The organism is Arthrobacter sp. Ms25 (genome assembly GCF_059090365.1).
Genome location: NZ_JBNHFP010000002.1, coordinates 189,137 through 209,396, shown reverse-complemented (window position 1 = coordinate 209,396; position 20,260 = coordinate 189,137). Strand labels below are relative to the sequence as shown.

The 20,260-nt window shown below is 64.3% G+C and carries 13 protein-coding genes; 4 read left to right on the top strand and 9 right to left on the bottom strand.

The window, feature by feature from the left end:
• Positions 1–158: 158 nt before the first annotated feature.
• Positions 159–1,928, bottom strand: a complete 1,770-nt coding sequence (locus AC5RT8_RS05585) for a DUF262 domain-containing protein (protein WP_494094718.1) — start codon at positions 1,926–1,928, stop codon at positions 159–161.
• 1,067 nt (positions 1,929–2,995) lie between these two features.
• Here AC5RT8_RS05585 and AC5RT8_RS05580 point away from each other — a divergent pair.
• Positions 2,996–5,863, top strand: a complete 2,868-nt coding sequence (locus tag AC5RT8_RS05580; RefSeq protein WP_494094717.1) for a PD-(D/E)XK nuclease family protein — start codon at positions 2,996–2,998, stop codon at positions 5,861–5,863.
• Positions 5,860–9,201 carry a UvrD-helicase domain-containing protein gene (locus tag AC5RT8_RS05575; RefSeq protein ID WP_494094716.1) on the top strand — a complete coding sequence of 1,114 codons (3,342 nt, stop codon included), beginning with the start codon at positions 5,860–5,862 and terminating at the stop codon, positions 9,199–9,201. The genes AC5RT8_RS05580 and AC5RT8_RS05575 overlap by 4 nt, the downstream gene beginning before the upstream one ends.
• Before the next feature lie 84 nt (positions 9,202–9,285).
• Here AC5RT8_RS05575 and AC5RT8_RS05570 read toward each other — a convergent pair whose 3' ends face one another.
• From AC5RT8_RS05570 to AC5RT8_RS05560, 3 genes are all read right to left on the bottom strand, one after another.
• A complete protein-coding gene (locus AC5RT8_RS05570) occupies positions 9,286–9,840 on the bottom strand; it encodes a hypothetical protein (protein WP_494094715.1) in 555 nt (184 codons plus the stop codon).
• 229 nt (positions 9,841–10,069) lie between these two features.
• Positions 10,070–10,327, bottom strand: a complete 258-nt coding sequence (locus tag AC5RT8_RS05565) for a hypothetical protein (RefSeq protein WP_494094714.1) — start codon at positions 10,325–10,327, stop codon at positions 10,070–10,072.
• A complete protein-coding gene (locus AC5RT8_RS05560) occupies positions 10,324–11,997 on the bottom strand; it encodes a hypothetical protein (protein WP_494094713.1) in 1,674 nt (557 codons plus the stop codon). Before AC5RT8_RS05560 ends, AC5RT8_RS05565 begins: the two co-directional genes overlap by 4 nt.
• Before the next feature lie 469 nt (positions 11,998–12,466).
• Here AC5RT8_RS05560 and AC5RT8_RS05555 point away from each other — a divergent pair, with 469 nt between their 5' ends.
• Positions 12,467–12,820: a nuclease-related domain-containing protein gene (locus tag AC5RT8_RS05555; RefSeq protein ID WP_494094712.1), complete on the top strand. Its 354-nt coding sequence runs from the start codon at positions 12,467–12,469 to the stop codon at positions 12,818–12,820.
• A 194-nt stretch (positions 12,821–13,014) separates the two neighbouring features.
• Here AC5RT8_RS05555 and AC5RT8_RS05550 read toward each other — a convergent pair whose 3' ends face one another.
• From AC5RT8_RS05550 to AC5RT8_RS05530, 5 genes are all read right to left on the bottom strand, one after another.
• Positions 13,015–13,722 (bottom strand): hypothetical protein, encoded by a 708-nt coding sequence (locus tag AC5RT8_RS05550; protein ID WP_494094711.1) that lies wholly within the window; start codon positions 13,720–13,722, stop codon positions 13,015–13,017.
• A 289-nt stretch (positions 13,723–14,011) separates the two neighbouring features.
• Positions 14,012–15,160 carry a GDSL-type esterase/lipase family protein gene (locus AC5RT8_RS05545; RefSeq protein ID WP_494094710.1) on the bottom strand — a complete coding sequence of 383 codons (1,149 nt, stop codon included), beginning with the start codon at positions 15,158–15,160 and terminating at the stop codon, positions 14,012–14,014.
• Positions 15,161–15,211: 51 nt separating this feature from the next.
• Entirely contained in the window at positions 15,212–16,396 is a 1,185-nt protein-coding gene (locus AC5RT8_RS05540; protein WP_494095181.1) for an ROK family transcriptional regulator, read from the bottom strand.
• Positions 16,397–16,471: 75 nt separating this feature from the next.
• On the bottom strand, positions 16,472–17,527 hold the full coding sequence (locus tag AC5RT8_RS05535; RefSeq protein WP_494094709.1) for an ABC transporter permease: 1,056 nt from the start codon (positions 17,525–17,527) through the stop codon (positions 16,472–16,474).
• Positions 17,524–19,047, bottom strand: coding sequence for a sugar ABC transporter ATP-binding protein (locus AC5RT8_RS05530; protein WP_494094708.1), 1,524 nt, complete (start codon positions 19,045–19,047; stop codon positions 17,524–17,526). The genes AC5RT8_RS05535 and AC5RT8_RS05530 overlap by 4 nt, the downstream gene beginning before the upstream one ends.
• Positions 19,048–19,209: 162 nt before the next feature.
• On the opposite strand from AC5RT8_RS05530, the gene AC5RT8_RS05525 reads away from it, so the two are divergent.
• Entirely contained in the window at positions 19,210–20,250 is a 1,041-nt protein-coding gene (locus AC5RT8_RS05525; protein WP_494094707.1) for a substrate-binding domain-containing protein, read from the top strand.
• Positions 20,251–20,260 lie beyond the last annotated feature (10 nt).

Sequence of the window (20,260 nt, the reverse complement as noted above, 5' to 3'; positions counted from 1 at the left end):
CGGTCGGAGGCATCTTTGTCCGCCGACAGCTGTTCCAGAAGCTGTCGGCGGACGCCATATGATCCGCTTACGATTGGCTCAAGGCCTGTAGCAGCATGCAGATCGTCTGCGTTAAACATGCAAAGCAGGCGGGCTGCTCTGAGAGCAGGGTGCCGTGACTAAACCTTCTCCTGCTCTTCTGTCAGGGTGCTCCCAAGCACCTGGATCAGGCGATCCCTCATTCGACTTTTGCGCTCCTCAAAGAACTGGACAAATCCCTCCAGCTCGAGCGGCACACCGTCAAGGTCATTATCGGCAAGGTAAGCGTCCCGCTTTGAATCGATTGCGAACGCTTTCCCGATCCATTCCGAGGGCAACGAGTCCTGCTTTTCTATGTTCGCTGTCCCTGCCAGGAGCTGAAGGTTGGGCAGAAGATTCACCGCTCCCAGGTAGTCCTCGACCTTGCCAGCCGGGATTCCTGCTGCCTCTAGTTTCTTCCTTGTGAAGCGAGACTTCGGGAAGATGTGGTCTTCGTGGAACTTCTTACTCAAGTCAAGACCTGGGTAGAGAATCGACAGTACAGAGAAGGTTCGCTGTCCGGCATATTTCAGGTTGAGAAGCTCGTCTACTTCAGCAGCATCGAACGATAGACTCTTTCCCGCTGCGGCCATAGCAGTTTCGATAGCACCTACCGGGAAACATGAGTGGCTCTCAACGAGAATCTCGCGAATTCGCAGAAGCATCGTATCAAGCCCTGAGCCCCAAATCCCTCGCTTGATGAGTGAACGGGTTACCCACCGCTGTAGGACCAAGCGATCGGACGAGTCAGCAGTCGAATCGAGGTACGAATCATTAGCCCCACGAAGATACAGGTATTGGGCAATAGGCACGATGACACTGTTAGCTGTGAGGTTACGCTCGTTATAACCAAACTGCTGGAGCAGAGTGGCGGCCCGGAGAAGCGCACCCTTGATCTCGGGCCACGCCTCTTCCACCTTGCCCATGTTCGCCTGAGTAAAGTTGGATACCTTGAACCTGAGATCCACTCCGGCGATGCTAAGTGCCGTTTTAAGGACGACGTCCTTGGAGAACGAGAACTGACGCCCGGCATTGCTGTTCAGCTCGCTCACAATCGAGCGCACTTCCTCACGGGCATCGAGCTCCTTCCACTGGTTGGTGGCCATGGAGAGGAGCAAATCCGAATATGAAAGGGTAGTTCCCCCGCTGTTCACCCGGACAAAGATCTCAAGGACTTTATCCGGGTCCTGGTCACTAACCAAAAAGTAGTTCATTGGCTTGAGGACGCGGACAGCTTGATAGAGGTCGTACAGCCTTTGGAAAGCTTCTCCAGAGTTCCTGATTCCGCGCCGATCGAGCTCCTTCATGACTGCGGGGCCCGAGTCTGGAAGGTCAAGGACTGCCCCGACACGGAACCACTTATCTTCAGCGTCAGAAGCGGCTTCAGCATCTGAATCGGTTAGGAATTTAAGGTCGTATTTAAGGCCCAGCTCCTCATTTTCAGGCTCCTCAGTGAGGTTCATGTACAACCGCTTTACGGGGAAAGCATCAGAACTATTCCACCATGCGTACTTTTTCTTCTCGGCAAAGCTGCCGTACAGGCCAATGTTCAGTGATGTCAACCGTTGCTGGCCGTCAAGGACTGCAGTGGTTCCCGAACCCGCCGGCACTGTTGCTTTGGCAGCGTAGGGGTTGTCTCGCTCATGGTAACGCGTCAAGAATTCATAGAACGTGTATGACTGTGCAGTTTCGTGCTTGACATCCCAGAGCAAAAATGACCCTACTGGGTAGCCTCGCATTAGGCTGTCAAAGAGTCTGATGATCTGATCTGGACCCCATACGAACTCGCGTTGTATGGCAGGCATAAGGTAGTCGCGTTGATGAATGGCAGTTAGAAATTCTTCAACGCTTTTTGGTGTCTGAAATGACATAATTTTCTTTCTGAGTTTTTAGCAGGATGGGCGGGTTTCAGGCGCTCAATGAGATGCCTGCACCCTAAGACTCCTTGCTGCTATCCGACAGTAGAGGGTGGTGCGAGTTCAGGTTCAATGTTTTGAGTTCTCCACAATAAGCTTATTCCCTGCGCGGGACAGTTTTCCCGCATCGATCAACGCTGCTTGGGCGTCACCGGGCCGCCGCTAATACCCGTGACCACTCGTTTGCCTCCGAATAACCTGACTGTCCGCCTCTTAATCTCCTTCGGTACCGGCCGGCGGCCTCCCGACAGAGCTCAGCCTGGCGTTTCCGATGTCTACCAAGCTGAAGTGCTCCATCTTCCGCAGCTCGACTTGGTCACTTTCCCGCAGGGTGCCGACATTATGGGATCCTGCGGCATCAGCCGGAAGAACTCGCCCCGGTCCACATGGAACCTCTTGAGATTGATGAGCCTTAGCATGGTGCCGGCTCGCTGGTTCATCTTGTTCAGGTCGAACTCCGGACAGACCAATCTCTCCAGCCACGCCGAATGAATCAGCGTTCCGATTCCACGATCATTCCAGCACCTTGCGCACGGTTTCTCGGGCGCGGGCGATGAACTGATGTTATTCAGTTCGCAGCATTATCGAGCCTCCGCCAGCAGGCCCACACGCCGGATCTCGTTTTCAAGCCGTCAGCGCTGTGGCCTAATCGGGCAGCCACTTCGGCAGCCACATCCGGCGGGCCGGCCAGTGCAGCAGGAAGCGAGAATGACTCCCCGTCCGCCCTGGAAAATAACGGGTCCGGATCTCCTGTGGCAACGGAAGATGACACCGCTGCGTGTCCTATTCTTTCCCACGAGGCCTGGCGCATCGTCCGCGGCCTATGGGCGCGACCCTGATAACCCTAAACCGAAGGTGTAGCCGGCCGGCTGCATGGTCATTTCAGACGATCCCAAAACGTGGCACTGCATGAACAATGGCTGCGGCTGGGAATGGTAATTCTCCAGACCCGTGCAAGCCGCCGCTAAGACATCAGCACCTACTGCTAGGTTGAAGAACACTTAATAACAAGGGGGAGTTAATTGAGTACGGATTCATTGAGTACTAGCGCTGCGCCGGAGGACCATTCGTCCACGCAGACCTACAACAGCACACCGGAAGCACTTCAGGCCCTGGCCGAAGCAGTCGCGCAGGCCCAGCAGGGCAAACCGCTGCAGCCGGTGACCGTCCTGGCGCCCAGCCTGGTAGCCGCACTGGACCTGGCCCACTATCTGGGCAGGGCCCTCAACGACGGCCGCGGCAGCGCCGCCGTCCGCACCACGACCTTGGGCGATCTGGCCGAGGAACTGTCCGACACCGACGGGCAACTGGCCGGCCGCGCTCCGCTCCCGGCGATGGTCCGCGAAGGTGCTGTCACCGCCGTGCTCGCCGACGCACCCGGACTGTTTACCGAGGTCGCAGACCAGCCGGCCACCGCACGAGCCATCGCCGCGACCTCCGCATCCCTGGATGCAGCCTGCCCCGACGATCTGACCGGTCTGTCGCCGCTGGTGTGTGAGGTTGCCCGCGTCCACCGGGCCGCCGCCGGGATCCTCGGGGACAGCTGGTACACCAGCCATGACCTCTACTCCGCTGCCGCCGGAGCCCTGCAGACGCCGCGGATCCGCAGACTTTTGGGCCCGGTGATAGGTTTCCAGCTCGCCGACGAGCAGGACCCGTCCGCCGCAGCCTTCCGCGCTGCGCTGGACCAGCAGGTAGGAGTCACCTACCTCACCGCCACTTCCTCCCCCGCCCCCGGCGAGGAGATCCTCAGCGCTTCCGACGCCGACGACGAGGCACGCGCCGTCGTCCGCCTGGTCATCGAAAAGCTTCGAACAGGCACGCCGGGCCATCGGATCGGAGTTTTCTATTCCGCCGCCGAGCCGTACCGTGCCCTGCTGGCCCAACGCTTCGACGAAGCCGGCATCAGCTTTGCCGGGCCGTCCGCACGCGCGCTTGCCGATACCGGGCTGGCCCGCGGGCTGGGCAACCTGCTCAGCCTGGATCCGGCGAACCCCGATGTCCGGGTGATCCTGGACGTGATGTCACAGGGTGTCCTGCATTGGCGCGAGGAAAACCTGCCCAGCAGCGCCGTCTGCGAGCGGCTGCACGCCTCTCCCCCGGCCGAGCAGGAGGAAGCGGACGAAGACCGCGAATCAACCGAGGCAGAGCAGGAACGTCAGCAGGACTACGCCCAGTTCACCGGCTTCGTCGGAGTCCTGGGCGAACGGCTGGCCGAGGTCTTCACCGCCGGGACCTGGACGGACGCCGCCGGAACCCTGGCGGAGTTCGTCACGGAATTCCTGGGTCCCCGGTCCGAGACGGAGCGCCCGGAACTGGCCAAGGCACGCGAAGCCCTCGAGGAGGTGCTCCGTGACCTCGGGCTGCTGCACGGGATTGCCCCGGCGCCCTCCGCTGCGGCGGTACGCGCCGCCGTCGCCCCGGGCATCGATGCTCGCCGCTTCTCCACCGGCAGCAGCGGCACCGGGGTGGTCCTGGGATCGTACGACGACGGCGTGGGCCGGGATCTCGACGTCGTCTTCATCACCGGTGCGGCGGACGGGCTCGCTCCCGCCCGTATCCGGGAAAACCCGCTGCTTCCCGACAGTGCCGGCCATCTGCTGGCGGTGAAGCTGCCTACCATCCACGAACGATCCTCCGCCCGGCGGGAACAGTTCCGGCAGCTGCTCGCCACCGGCGCCGAACGCACCATCCTGTTTCCCCGCGGCAACCTGCGCGCCGGCGGAACCCTCCAGGCCTCGCGCTGGCTGGCCGGCACCACGGTGACGGCTCTGCCCTCCTTCGCGCACGGCCTGATGCACGGCTCCCCCACGGGTGTGGCCGCCACGGGGCAGGAATGGCGTGTCCGCCGGCTCCTGAGCACCGGGTCCCTGACCGGTGACACCGTGTTGGATACCGTGTCCGAAGTCCGGACCGACCGCCGGAACGGGACCTTCTCCCGCTTCAACGGCAACCTCACCGGCGTCTCCGGACCGATCATCGATCCGCAGCGGACCATCTCGCCCACCAACCTTGAGGACTGGGTCATCAGTCCTCTGGCCTACTTCCTGCACCGTGTCCTGCGAGCCGGACTGTTTGAGGACGTAACCCTCGAGGTCCAGATCAGCAACCTGCAGCGTGGCAACCTGATGCACAAGGTGCTCGAGGACTACGTCCGCGGCCTGACCGACGGCAGCCAGGCAGTGTCTTCCCAACGGCTGCTGGAAATTGCCGAAGCCGCTTTCGAGTCCACCACCAATCCTGCCTGGCTGCTGCACACCTGGGACCGGGACAAATCCCGGATCCGCACCGACCTGCAAAAGGTCCATGATTCGGACCAGCAGGCACGCGAGAACGGCTGGCAGCACCTCTCGGTGGAAGCCGAGTTCGGCGCCGAGGACGGCGAACCGCCGGTGGAACTGGACCTACCCAACGGCAGCACCCTCCGCTTCCGCGGCAAGGTGGACCGCGTGGACCGGCATTCCAGCGGCCAGGTGCTTGTCATTGACTACAAAACCGGCAAGGCGGACAAGTATAAGAAGCTGACCCGCGAGGATCCCACCGCGGGCGGCACCCGGTTCCAGCTGCCGGTCTACGGCCTGTTTGCCCGACGGTTCTCCACCGATCCCGGCGCGGAGGTCCGCGCCGAATACCGGTTCATCACCGCCGACGGGAAGTACGAACACGTCGGCTATGAGGTGGGGGCCGGCGTCGAAACCCGGCTCCGCGAGGACGCCGGACTGGTCATGGCCGCACTGCAGGCCGGGATCTTCCCGCCCCGGCCTGAATCGGACCGGTACACCAACCACACCACCCTGATGGGCGCCGCCGGAGTGCGGCACACCTGGGAGCGGCTCAAGGACGACCCCGCCCTCAGCGACTATTCCCGCTTCTTCCAGGAGGAAAAATGAGCCAGCCGACAGTCACAGCCTCCCCGGACAACCCGGGCAGCACTAAGAAGCCCCTGCAGGACAAGCAGGCCCGGAAAGACATCGCCGAAAAGCTGGGCACCACCGTGTTTGTGGAGGCCGGCGCCGGCAGCGGCAAGACCCATGCCCTGGTCGGACGCATTGCCGCCCTGGTGGACGGAGGCGTCGACATCGGCGGCATCGCGGCCATCACCTTCACCGAAAAGGCCGCCGGGGAACTCCGGGACCGACTGCGCAGCGAGCTGGGCAAGACCGCCGGGCTGGACAATACCGGGACCGAACGGCGGAATACGGCGCTTGACCGGCTGGATGCCGCGCCCATCGGCACCATCCACTCCTTCGCTGCCCGGCTGATCAGCGAATACCCCATCGAGGCCGGGGTTCCACCGCTGATCACCGTGGTGGACGAGCTCCGCTCCCAGATCGCCTTCGAGCGCCGGTGGGAAGACGCGCAGCAGGCGCTGTTCACCGATCCCACGGCGGACGCCGCGCTGCGGGTACTGCTCGCCGTTGGTGTCACCCTGGACCAGCTGCGGAAGGTCGCCGCTGCCCTGGACGGCAACTGGGACCGGCTGCGGACCCACCCGCCGCAGCGGCAGAGCGTTCCGGTGCTCGACGTCGGCCCGCTGCTCCGCGCCGCCGAGCTGGTGCTCGAACGAAAGGCCGACTGCACCGACCCCGCGGACAAGCTAATGGCGCGCTTCCCCATCGTGGAGGAATGGCGGACCCGGCTGCAGGAAGTCTCAGGCTCCGGCGACCTCGGCCGCATCATCGACGTGCTGAACGCCCTGCCCTCCACCGGCTACGCCCGGAAGGGATCCAAAAAGAACTGGGGCGGCGACGTCGAAAGCGTCCAGCAGCAGTTCCTGGCACTGGTCGAAGAGCGGAACGGACTCATCGCCGACTTGGTGTCCCCGGCCGTCAACACGGTCAGCGCGGTCCTGGGCGACGTCCTGCTGGCAGCCGCGAAGGTCCGGCAGCGCAGCGGGGAACTGGAGTACCACGACCTGCTCGTCCATGCCCGCGACCTGCTGGTCGGCGAAACGGAAGCCGACGCCCCCGCACGGCTGCCCCTGCACCGGCGCTACACCCATCTCATGCTCGACGAATTCCAGGACACCGACCCTGTCCAGGCTGAAATCGCCGTCCGCCTCGCCGCGGACACCAGCTGCGGCACCGCCGGCTGGGAGGACCTCCCGGTAGCCCCGGGACGCCTCTTCATGGTGGGCGATCCGAAGCAGTCCATCTACCGTTTCCGGCGCGCCGATATCGCCACGTTCCTCGCCGCACGTGCCCGCGCCGAGGCGGATCCCGGCTCCCACATCGCCGCCCTGCAGACCAACTTCCGCTCCACGGGGCCCCTGCTGGACTGGATCAACAAGGTGTTCAACAAGTTGATTGAACCCAACGGCACCGTCCAGCCGGGCTACGCCGCCCTGGTGCCGGACCCCGACCGGCCGGCCTGGAACGACGACGACGGGCCCGCCGTCGTCGTACTGGGACGCACGGATCCCGCTCCGGATGAGAACGGCAAAGTCAGCGCAGCAAGCCGCAGCCGGCAGGAAGCCGCCGACGTCGCCGCGGCCATCCGGGTGGCGACCGGCAGCGGCGGCACAGACGCCTGGCAGCATCAGGCCGGGAACAAGGACGACTTTGCCCGGCGGGCGCTCGAGCTGCAGGATGTCTGCATCCTCCTGCCCACCCGCACCGCACTGCCCTACCTGGAGGACGCGCTCGACGCCGCCGGCATTGAATACCGGGCCGAAGCGTCCTCGCTGGTCTACGCCACCCAGGAAGTGACCGATCTGCTGCTGGCGCTGCGGACGCTGGCCAACACCGCCGACCAGGCGGCCCTCGTGCTGGCCCTGCGCTCCGCGCTCTTTGCCTGCGGCGACGACGACCTCTTCCGCTGGAAGCAGGCCGGCGGAGCCTGGAACCTATATGCACGGGTGCCGGAGGGACAGGAAGACTCCCCCGTGGGGAAGGCCCTGGGCTACCTTCGCTCCCTGCACCGGGAACAGCAGCTGCTCTCGCCGGCAGAGCTGATCGAGCAGATCGCCGCCGACCGGCGGGTGCTCGAAGCGGCAACCGACACCCCGCGCTACCGTGACGTGTGGCGGCGGATCCGGTTCGTGATTGACCAGGCGCGGGCCTGGTCCGAGGCGACCCACGGCGGCCTGCGGGATTATCTGGCCTGGGCGGCCTCACAGCAGGAGGAAAACGCCCGCGTCAAGGAGGCCATGGTCCCCGAGACGGACATGCAGGCGGTGCGGATCATGACCATCCACGCGTCCAAGGGCCTGGAATTCCCGATGGTCGTCCTGGCCGGGGCCGGCTCCGCTCCCATGCACTCGTCCGCCCCTGCGCTCTGGGACGCGGCGGGCAACGTCTATGTCCGGTTCCACAAGGACGTCGAAACCCATGGCTACGAGGAAGCTGCCGGGACGGAGAAGATGTTCACGGAAGCGGAACGCCGTCGGCTGCTCTACGTGGCCTGCACCCGGGCCGAAAGCCACCTGGTGGTCTCGCACTACAACGGGTCGCCCAGCAGTCTTAGCGGCCTGCTGGCCAAGGAGAACACCTTCCTCGAGCTGGCCCCGGATCTGGAACTACCCGAAGACCTCCGGCCACTGCACAAGGCACAGGCCTCGGCCGATCCGGTACCGGACTTTGCCGACTGGCTGACCTCGAGCACCGGGTGGGCCGCGGCGTCGGCACGAGTGTCCCGTACCTCGGTCACGGCCCTTGCCAAGGGCGGCGACGCCGGGGTCACGACGGACTACGGAACCGCAGGTACGTTCACGGTTCCCGTAGGGGAAGAGGAACGGCTTCCCGGGTTTGGCGGTAAGCCGGAGGAACACGGAACGGTGTTCGGCACCTCGCTGCACCGTTTGCTCGAACTCACGGATCTGAAGCTGTCTCCGTCACTTCCCGGTCTGGCAGCCGCCGTCGCCGCCGGTGCGGGGCTGCGCAACGCTGCCGATCTGGAGGCGTCCGCCCGGGCCGCCCTGGAAAGTACGCCGGTCCGTCGGGCTGCCGAACGCGAACACTGGCTGGAGCTGCCCGTCGTAGTGCCGGAGACCGGCCACACCGTGGAGGGCATCATTGATCTGATGTACCGGGAGGATGACGGCACCCTGATCGTTGCCGACTTCAAGACCGACATCAGCGTCAGCGAGGAGCAGGCGGCTGCGTACTGGCGGCAGTTGGGCACTTACGCCAAGATGATCGGCCGAATCACCGGTGAGGAGGTCAGCGAACTGGTGCTGATTTTCTGCCGGGCGAGCGGTGCCGAGGTCCTGCGACGGACCCGGGGCTAACACCGGGCGCATTGCAGCTGGCCGGTCACGACAAAGCCCTCCAGCATCCTGGCGGATGCTGGAGGGCTTTGGTGCTGCGGATGTTTACGCCGCTTTGACGGCCGATTCCAGGGAAGACAGGCTTCCTCGCGCGTCCCTCGTCCAGGTCTTCCCATTGCTGTCGGTGAACGTCAGCGACGCCGAGTAGCCGGAATTTCCCAGAAGAGGTGCAGCTTCGTCGCCCTTGAGCAGGGTCATAAACCGCTCGTCTTTCCGGTCGGACATGAAGTATCGGCCTGGGGCAAGTAGGGCCGCACCCTTATCAACCGAGGATATTACTACCCCTCGGTTCGTCCGGCCCGCTTCACGGAAGACCTTCAACTCAAATACCGGCGCAGGCGACGTATTCGCAACGACGAAACCCCAGACCTGCTTATTTTCTTCGGTGGTCATGATGGCAGGCCAGCAGACGATGCCCGAGGCCTGCTGGCGGGTCTCGTCTACTTCCGCACGCAACTCGCGCTTCTGCTCAATGCGGAGCATTTCCTGCGCCTGATCTAACGCATTGTTGGCTTGCTTCGTCTGGCTGGCAATGAAGAACAGCGCCCCCACGGTACCGACGGCGGACAGAATTTCCGCCAGATTTACAAAGATATCCACTTATTTCCCCCATTTTGAGACTAGGCGTGCGGAAAAAATTCCGCGAGCCTAGCCGTATGCGTGCCCTGCTTTTATAACAGCGCAGAGACTAATACTCAAAAGCGACGCGGATAACAGTGCACTTCATGCGGGATCCAAACAATTCGAAAGCACACTTCCCAATTGGGTAATCTTTAGCTGCCCGTTGCGCCTGCCAGCGAATCCTCAACCACATACCCTCGTTCGGGTGCTACAGCTCTCCGTGGCTGTCGACATGACCGGCAAAGTCCCCTTCGCAGAGCGGCAGATGAACCTCGCAGAGCCGGGCCAACGTCAACACGTAGTGGCGTACGCAGAACACTTCAGCGTCTCGGCCGTCGGCCAGCTCCTGGGACACAAAGTGCGTCGGCGGATCGACGCAGACCGATTCCGGCCACAGACATCTGAGGGAACCAAAGTCTGCCGCCGTCCCCGTGCCGGCCGTAGTGTCATCCTTCGTTCCAATCATTCGCTGCGCTCCCTAATCAACTCTGCGAGGGCTTCCATCCCCGCCCGCAGTTCCGTATGCGTCAGCCGGTGGTCATCATCCAGCCAATTCGCCCATCTCTCCTGGAACCGATCCTCCAGGTCGAGCCGCTCCCGGCGGCTTCTGTATTCCCGTGCCGCAATCTGCGCCGTTGCTCCGTCGTGGTCGGTGCTGACCTGGAGCATCGTGCCGATGGCCGGAAACGCAAGGCACACCCTGGTGCCTTCAAGATGGATGAGGAACCAAGAATTCATCCCCACCGGCGCTCCATCCGGCATCAAATGCGTCTCAAGCGAGGCGAAATCCAGGCAGTTCGTGCCCAGAAAGGACTCGAGGGTTTCTCCGTCCATGGCGGTTGACAGGGAAGAGTTCCATGAATGACCTTCATGGTTGCCTTTTCGCCAGTCCAGAACGTTGACCCAGGGAAAAAAGACCTGCGTCGAGTAGCGGACTTTTACCCCGGGACCCGATGTCCGCTCAAAACTGTGCTCCTCAAGCACCGGCAACGTGTCCTCGGTCAGCATCAACGAGACATCGTCGAGCAGATAGACACTCAACGGCGCGTTGTGGTCTCCCAAAGACCTCTTCAGCCAGGTGTGCAGTTCCAGGGCGGACCCGAACTGGGAGGTGCCCGTCTCGTGGTCCTCGTAGCCGACAATGTTGTGTTCCATCCGATACAGCCGGGCTTCGGGACTGTTGCCCTCCCACGGCTGCTTCGGCGACCGGCGGTCTTCCGGAACGGAATGCTGCAGTACCCACTGGGCCCAATCGGCACCGTGGGCACCCAGCCCCACCTCCACGCCCGTGTCCGGGTCAACATAGGACTGCATCTCCCCGTCGACGGCGCACAGCATCTCCAACGGTCCAACCTGTTCCGTGGTCGGATAAACCACTTCGTACAGGTGCTTGGAGCTGCGGGCCCACGCGACGACCGGCCGGCTATCGCTGATGTCGTCGCTGTAGGGCAAATTGAAGTCGTTCCAGGCCAGTTCCGCCCCGTCGGGGGCTTGCAGCTTCCCGCCGGCGTGGGCCTGCATCCATTCACGGATTTGGGTCTGCCGCCCGGAAGCCATCCCGCTCACGGTGTCGGTGCGCCCCAGACTTTCGCTGTTCAGGGACACACCGGAAACGGCCAGTACGGCATCCAGGTTATGGGTAAAGAAGGCGTCCCGGATTTCTTCAATGGTTCCCGGCCCGCCTTCGTGCATGACGACGGCGACGTTGCCGTCTGGACTGAGAAGAGAGGTTCGATGGAAGGTTCCCATATCTTCGTCCACCACCATCGGCGTCTGCAGGTAGCTGGCCAGGGCCGCGAGGGTGGGGTGTTTCCGCCCGCCGAGGTCGAGATGCATAGTGTGCCGCGAGAGCATGAACCGGGCAAACTTTTCCGGTGTCCACCCGTGCCTTTGGAACACGTCATATCCGGTGGATTCGCCAATGGTGTTGTTGTACCAGTAGACGTCGCCTGAGTACGTGGCATCACCGTTGTCCTCCAACGTGAAGGTCACCGGCCAGGGGTCGACGGGCCAGCGCAGCTGCAGGCTATCCGGGGTGTCCGTATTCGGGGTATTCATGGACTCGGCAACGGACCGGACCCTGGCCCATTCGCGGGCGGGAATCCAGACGTCGTAGCGTGTGTTCGCGTCCGACATCCGCGGACAGCACCAACTCTGATTTTGAATCGACGCGGGAACCTGCTTCTTTTATACGCCCAGCCTGCACAACGGTAACCATTTGATAATCCCCCTTGATATCGAACCCTGTGTCTGGCCATGAATGCATCAACACAGCTGTTGAGCAACAAGATACCTCCGGGCACCGACAATTTCCGGACAGTAGCCGAAGCGTTCATGGAATTGGCCCAATTGGAACTAAGCCCGTCAGTCTTCTTGCGCATTCCGAATTGGGTTCAGCAGCCGCTCAAAGGCGATAATCACGCGGCTATTCGCCCAGTGTCTCGGTTTCCCCTCGCTCCGCGGTAGCCTGCTCACAACGCCTGGCGCACCGCCGGCACACGAGGGGGAACCGTGAAGTGGATACCGGAGGAGCCGCTGTTCGGCGAAGGCAGGCTCGCTGAGAGCGGTCTGGGTTGCCCTGCGCGTCCAACTGCCCGACGGCGTCGTGTTGGCACACTCCGTCCAAGTGCGCCTCGGACGTGCCGAGCATGAAATCGACATTTTGGTGCTGTGGCCGGGGGTCGGGTTGGCTGCGATTGAGGTCAAGGGCGGCAAGATCTCCGTCGAGCAGGGACAGTGGTACCAGTCGGACCGGCACGGCAAACATAAAATCGAGAGCCCCATTGCCCAGTCCCAAAGCGCGCAGCACGCCCTCAAGGGCTGGGTGACGGACCGGGGATCCGGACCTTATTGCCGAGGCCGGCGGACCGGAGGTGGCACGTGCCATGGACCGGATGCAGGAGTGGCAGCCGCAGCTTCAGTCCGAGGGCGCCGATGCTCTCTAACTGTCGACGGATAGCCAGTCGTACGTATTTGACCGAGGGCTACCAAAACGCGCTGGCCGACTCCGAATGGTCCCCGGGGAGCTTGCTGGATATAGGCCAGCAGATGACCGAAGACATAGCGCAAACCAGCCGTGGCATCCCTCTACGGAAATGCTGGCGGAGCTGGGGGCACCAGCTCCGCCAGCATCTCGCTGTCCTGAAGCAGACCCTATCGCCCCAGATGCCAGCTGTAACTGGCTGCATCCCAATTGACGGTAGCCGAGAAAACGTATCCGCTTTCAGATCCGTCATCCTTCTTCTCGTTCACCGCAATGCATTCGAACGTTCCTGTTATGGCGGTGAGGTCATCGACTGATCCTCCACCCAAGGGTGTGCATTCAGTCCGCTGAATGGGCCCGTCCAAACGCCCTGCATCTACGCGTTCGGTGGCATCCTTCTGCACCGATTCTTCCAAGCCATCAACGATCATTGCACGCACCGCGCGCTGGGCCGCTGCGTCCGCTTCAGCAGCTTCTTGTAGCTGCTTCGCTTCTGCTGCAGCCTGTTCCGCTGCCTCTGCCGCTTTCCGGTCAGCTTCTTCCTGCGCGGCAACCTCCTTTGAATGCTGGACCGCGAGCGTAGTTGCCGTCCCTGCCCCGAGGACAACTAGGACCGCTAGGAGAACCACCACGGTTTTCTTGCTCAGGCGGAGACGTTTGCGATTGTAGGAAGCACCACAATTCGGGCAGAAGTCGCCAGGAACCGAATTCTGAACACTGCATTTAGGGCAGATCCTGGTCAAAGGCGTGGACTGCTGCTCGGGTGCAGTTCCTTCGACTTCTACGGCTGTGCTCTCCGTGGTGTCCATGTCCGCGTCGGGTGATGCTGCTTCACTCACACCATGAATGTTCGCCCGGAATTCTGTTTCGTCTGCCACGCTGACCTCCTTGTTTCTGTGTAGCTGGAACAAGGGAATCGGCAGATTCGAATTCTGTGAGCACGCCGAGATACGGCGGGCGGAACTTCAGGCGTCAGTGCAGTTTCCCCATGTAGCTATCGGGTAACTGCCCAATTGCCAGAACAGTATATGCGGTTTTGGGCAAGGTAATCACCGAACCAACGCCCACCGAGCCTACGGATAGACCGTCGGTTTATTTAGTGCCTTACGGTGTCCGCGTTAAGGGCAAGTACTGGCAATCCGGAGCGTTCGGACAAAACTAGTCATGTCAACGCGCGCCGAACGGCCCTTCCCCCGCAAACGCATACTTCGCGAAGCGCTCCCCCATCAACTGATGAGTGGCACTATCCGGATGCAGCGCATCGGGCAGCGGGTGCGCCTCGGCATCGACGGCGCCATATAGCTCCAGCCCGTCCAGGAAGTAAAGATTCGGATCCTCCGCCCGGCGCTCCACCAGGGACGCCAATGCCTCCCGGATGACCCGCAGCGTCAGCTGCCCCGCAGCCACACCCTCCGGCGAGCCGGTCGCGACAAACCGCACCTGGTCCGTCCCGAAAGACGTCGGATCGAACGCACCGGGACCCGGAGTGTCCTCGTGAATGCCGCAGAAAATAGGCGAAATCAGCACCAGCGGAGTCTCCGGATGCCTCTCGCGGATGGTGTCCAGGAACCCGTGCACCGCAGGAACGAACGCCCGCAGCCTCATCACGTCAGAGTTCACCACATTGATGCCCAGCTTCACGCTGATGAAGTCGGCCGGAGTATCGCGCAGAACCTGCGCGGTGAACGGATCCACCATCGCGCTGCCGCCGAAACCGAGGTTGTGCAGCTCCACCCCGCCGATCCGCGCGGCCACCACCGGCCAGATCCCCGACGGCATCGCGGCATTGGAGCCGTGGCTGATGGAGCTGCCGTGATGCAGCCACACCGGCCGGTCCGAGGAATACGGCGAGACCGGAGCATCGGAGTGCAGCTTCACCAGCTCCACGGACTCGTTGTGCGGCAGCCAGATCTCCACCACCTTCTCGCCCGCCGGCAAGGAAAAGGCACTCGCGTGCGACTCTCCCTCCACCTGCCGGGCCGCCCCGGTGGACAAGTTGACCTCGGTGTACGAACCGCCGGTGAGCTCGTCGCTGTGCAGCAGTTCGCCGTCGACCAGCAGATCCACATGCCCCCGCGGCCGATCCGCCCCAAGGTAGACCACGCGCGTCGAATGCAGGACCACCTCGAGGTGCTCCGCCGTCGTCGTGAAGGCCAGCCGGACGCCGGAGGGCTGGGACTCGGCCATCATGAGCTGCGGATCGGGGAACCGCTCGCGCACCGATGCCGGCAGCCGGTGCGGCCGCAGACCGCGGGGCGTCGTTTCAAGTTCGGCCGCTCCGCGGACCAAAGACGGGGTGATGGGCGTGGTGATCATGGCGGTGTCTCTCGTTGCTCCGGTGGTTAGGTCTCCTTATTCTAGAGCCCCTTAAACCCCCACCCGCCCCGCAAGCATCCGCTCCACGCTCCCCGCGGACAGCGCATGCTGGATTGCCAGCTGCGACGCGCCCAGCATCCCGGCGTCGAGCCCGGACGCGGACTGCACAATCCGCAGGTGCTGCGTAGCCAGCGGCATGGTCCGGGAATAGACCACCTCGCGCACCCCGGCAATAAAGTGCTCGCCGGTCAGCGCCATCGACCCGCCGAACACAATCACCTCGGGGTTGAGCATGCTCAGACACGCGGAGAGCACCTCGCCCACCTCACGGCCGGCCTGCCGCACCGCATGCACCGCCTCGCGGTTGCCCGAGTGGACCAGCGCGACGACGTCACGCCCATCATCCGCGGACAGCCCCAGGCCCCGCAGCCGGGAAGCCACAGCAGGCCCGGCAGCGAGCGCCTCCAGGCAGCCCCGGTTCCCGCACCGGCAGAGCAGGTCCTCCCCGGACGGCACGCGGATGTGCCCGATATCCCCGGCTACCCCGTCCGCCCCGCGCAGCAGGGCGCCGTTGCCGATGATCCCGGCGCCGATGCCGGTGGCGACCTTCACGAACACCAGGTTCTCGACGTCGGGCCACGCGGCCTCGCGCTCCCCCATCGACATGACGTTGACGTCGTTGTCCACCAGCACCGGCACGCGGAAGGACTCCTGCAGGTAGCCGGGCACGTCGAAGCCGTGCCAGCCGGGCATGATCGGCGGATTGATCGGCCGGCCGGAGCGGTGCTCCACGGGCCCGGGCAGGCCGACGCCGACGGCGAGCAGCTCAGCGGCGGACCGGCCGGTCGAAGCCAGAAGTGCAGTCCCCAGCTCCACCACGGTGTCCAGCACGGCCGCCGGACCGTCGCTCACCGGCAGGTCCCGGGAGGCATCGGCCAGGGAGGTTCCGGCCAGATCGGTCAGGCCCACACGCAGGTGGCTCGCGCCGACGTCGACCCCCAGGACCACGCGCGCCCCGGTCTGCAGTGCGAACCGCGAGGAGGGCCGCCCGCCGGTCGACACGGCGTCTTCAATGGGCGCCACCAGCCCGAGGTCCATGAGCAGATCCAGCCGCAGCGTGATGGTGGAGCGGGCCACCCCCACGAGGTCGGCCAGCTCGCTGCGGGTGCGGGGCTGTCCGTCGCGCAGGAGCTGGAAAAGTTCGCTGGCTCCGGGGGCGGCGGGGTTATTCCTTATATCGACCACTGGGCAATTCAAGCATAGGGATCGACGCCGTCGCGCCGGCCGGGGAAGCGGCCGGACCCCGCACGGTCACAACGCCCCCTTGCGCCGGCCGGTCCCGCGCACGGCGAACCGCTGCTGCAGCAGCACCGCCACCACAATGATCGCGCCGCGGGCCACGGCCTGCACCGAAGTGTCCAGGTTATTCTGCGTGAAAACGTTGGTGAGGGTGCTGAACAGCAGCACGCCCAGCACGGTGCCGACAATGGTGCCGCGGCCTCCGATCAGCAGGGTTCCGCCGACGACGACGGCGGCAATCACGTCCAGCTCGTAGAGCAGCCCGTGCGTGGAGGTACCGGCGGTGGTGCGCCCCATCATCATCATCCCGGCAATGCCGGCCGTGAGTCCGGAAAGGACATACAGCCAGACCACGTGCCGCTTCACCTTGATGCCCGCGAGCCGCGCCGCCTCCAGGTTCCCGCCGATGGCCACCGTGCGGCGGCCGAAGGTGGTGCGGTTGAGCAGGAACCAGCCCGCGGCGGCCACCAGCAGGAAGATCCAGATCAGCAGCGGAACGCCCAGGAGGTTCGAGCGCATCACGGAGAGGAAGTCCCGGTTGGTGACAATCTGCGTGCTGCGGCCCGAGACCAGCTCCGCCACGCCGCGGGCCCCCACCAGCATGGCGAGGGTGGCAATAAAGGCCACCACGTTTCCGTACGCGATGATCACCCCGTTGATCAGCCCCGCCCCGACGCCGAACGCCAGCGCCACCGCCACCATCAGCAGCCAGCTGCTGTTCGTGGCGGCCAGCTGCACCGCGGTGAGGCTGGCCAGCACCGTGCTCAGGCCCATCACCGAACCGACGGAGAGGTCAATGCCGCCGGCGGTGATCACGAAGGTGGCCCCGATGCTGATCACCCCGACAATCGAGGCGTACCGCAGGATGGTCAGCATGTTGTCCAGGCTGAGGAACCGCTCACCGCTGGTGACAGCCCCGACGACAAACAGCAGTGCCAGGGCAATCACCAGGCCGATGTTGCGCCCCGCGGATCCGCCCAGGAACTTCCCCAGCGGATTGCTGCGGGACACCGCAGCCGTGCCGCCGCTGGGAGGCGGCTGCAGCGCCGCCGTCGTTGATTCGCTCACTGCGCACTTCCTTTCAGCACCAGGTCAAGCACGGCGTGCTCGTCCATCTCCTCTGCGTTGCCGGTGGCGAGGACGCGCCCGGCGTCGAGCACCAGGACCCGGTCCGCCAGGCCGATCACTTCCTCGATCTCGCTGGACACCACCACAACCGCCACCCCTCGAGCCGCGAGGCTGCGGATCAGCGCGTAAATTTCGGTCTTGGCACCGACGTCGACGCCGCGGGTCGGCTCGTCCAGCAGCAGCACCCGGGTACCGTGGATCAGCCAGCGGGCCAACAGGACCTTCTGCTGGTTGCCGCCGGAGAGGGTGCGGGCGGCCCGGTCCGGATCGGATGGGTTCAGCTGCAGCGCCTCGGCCTGCTTCCGGGCGGCGGCCTTCTCCGCTCGTTCGTTCAGCCAGCCGCCGCGGGCGAAGCGGGTAAAGGTGGACAGGGTGATGTTGCGGTAAATGGGCTCCTCCAGGAGCAGGCCCTGGCTCTTGCGCTCTTCCGGGGACAGGCCCAGGCCGGCGGCGATCCCGGTACGCACCGAGCCGGGCCGCAGCGCGGCGCCTTCCACGGTGACGGTTCCCGACGTCGCGCGGCGGGCACCGTAAATGGTCTCGAGGATTTCCGAGCGGCCGGACCCGACGAGCCCGGCCAGGCCGAAGATTTCCCCGGCCCGGACCGAAAAGCTCACATCGCGGAACGAGCCGTCCAGCCCCAGCCCTTCCACCTGCAGCGCCACCGGGGCGTCCGACGACGGCGGCTGCCGGCGCGGGAACACGTTGGCCACATCCCGGCCGGTCATCAGCCGGACCAGTTCCGCCCGGGACGTGTCCGCGACCGGCAGGGAGGACGCGGTGCTGTAGCCGTCCTTGATCACCGTGATCCGGTTGCCGATCTGCCGGATTTCCTCCAGCCGGTGCGAGATGTACACGATGGCGATGCCCTGGCCGGTCAGTTCCCGGATGACCCGGAACAGGTTGGCCACCTCGCCGGAGTCCAGGATGGCGCTGGGCTCGTCCATGATGATCAGCCGGGCATTGCGGGACAGGGCACGGGCCAGGCTGACAATCTGCTTCCCGGCGGCGGACAGGCTGCCCGCTTCGGCGGACGGGGACAGGTCCGTGTGGCCCAGCCGGGCCAGCAGCTCCCGTGCCCGGCGGCGTGCGTTCCGGACCCGGAGCACTCCCCTGCGGGCGTCTTCATGGCCCAGGAAGATGTTCTCGGTGACGCTCAGTCCGTCCACCACATCCAGTTCCTGGTACATGGTGGCGATGCCCAGTGCCAGGGCATCGGCCGGCCTCGCCGGCTGAACCGGTTCCCCGTTCCAGCGGATTTCACCGCCGTCGGGCCGGAAAACCCCGGAGAGCGCCTTGATCAGAGTGGACTTCCCGGCACCGTTCTGACCCAGGACGCAGTGCACCTCGCCGGGTAGCACCGACAGGTCAACACCGCGCAGCGCGCGGACCCCGGCAAAGCTCTTGCTCAGGTTCCGCACCTCAAGCAGGGGCTGCGGAGCGGCGGTAGCGGCGGTCATGGCACGGACCTTACACACTTATGTCGATGACCGGTAGTATGTTGGCGCTTTATCACCGGACTTCTGTTATCGTGACGCATGTCACGACGATGTGCAGTGCGCTGGCTGGTGTCCGATGGGGTGTGCGGCAGCCTCAGCGCCCCATTTACAGAGGAGAAAACCATGCACGCACCGAGCATGCGCGGGAAAACCATCACCGCTGCCGCGTTCTTTGCCGCCGCCGGGCTTGCCCTCGCCGGCTGCACCGAGGGCGAGGACACCAACGCCGAACCGACCAACAACTCCGTGGAGGGCAACCAGTCGGAGGGAGACACCGTCGTCATCGGGTTCTCCGGCCCGGCCGCGGACCACGGCTGGCTGGGTGCCATCAACTCCGCCGCCACGGCCGAGGCGGAGAAATACCCGGACATCGACCTGCGGGTGGCCGAGGGCACCAATGACGCCAACCTGCAGATCAGCCAGGTGGAGCAGTTCATCAATGACCAGGTGGACGCCATTGTCCTGCTGCCCACCGACGGCGCCGCGCTCACCGACGTCGCCATCCGCGCCATGGAAGCCGGCATCCCCGTGATCAACGTGGACCGGGAGTTCTCCAGCCCCTTCGCCGCCCGCGCCACCGTGCTGGGCGACAACTACGGCATGGGCGTCAGTGCCGGCACCTACATCTGCGAGCAGGTGGGCGACAACCCCGACGCCGTGGTGGCCGAGATTGCCGGCATCGACTCCCTGCCGCTCACCCAGGACCGCAGCGAGGGCTTCAAGGACGCCCTCGCCGGCTGCGGACTCGAGGTCAGCAACCGGGTGGCCGCGGACTTCACCGTCCAGGGCGGCGAGGCGGCTGCCGGGCAGCTGCTCTCCGCGGCACCGGAAATCGACGCCCTGTGGAACCACGACGACGATCAGGGCATCGGCGTCCTGGCCGCCATTGATGCCGCCGGCCGGGACGAGTTCATCATGGTGGGCGGCGCCGGCTCGGCCAACGCCATGCGGGAAATCCAGTCCGGAGACAGCGTCATGAAGGCGACCATCATCTATCCGCATACCCAGGCCGCAGACGGGATCCGGCTGGCCCGGCTGGTGGCCCAGGACAAGGCCATGAGCGACCTCGTCGAAATCGAGGTACCCAACCGCGTGGTGCTCAATGCCCCGGTGGTCACCAGCGAAAACGTGGAGGAGTATCTGCCCACCGCCTTCGAATCCTAACCGATGCCGT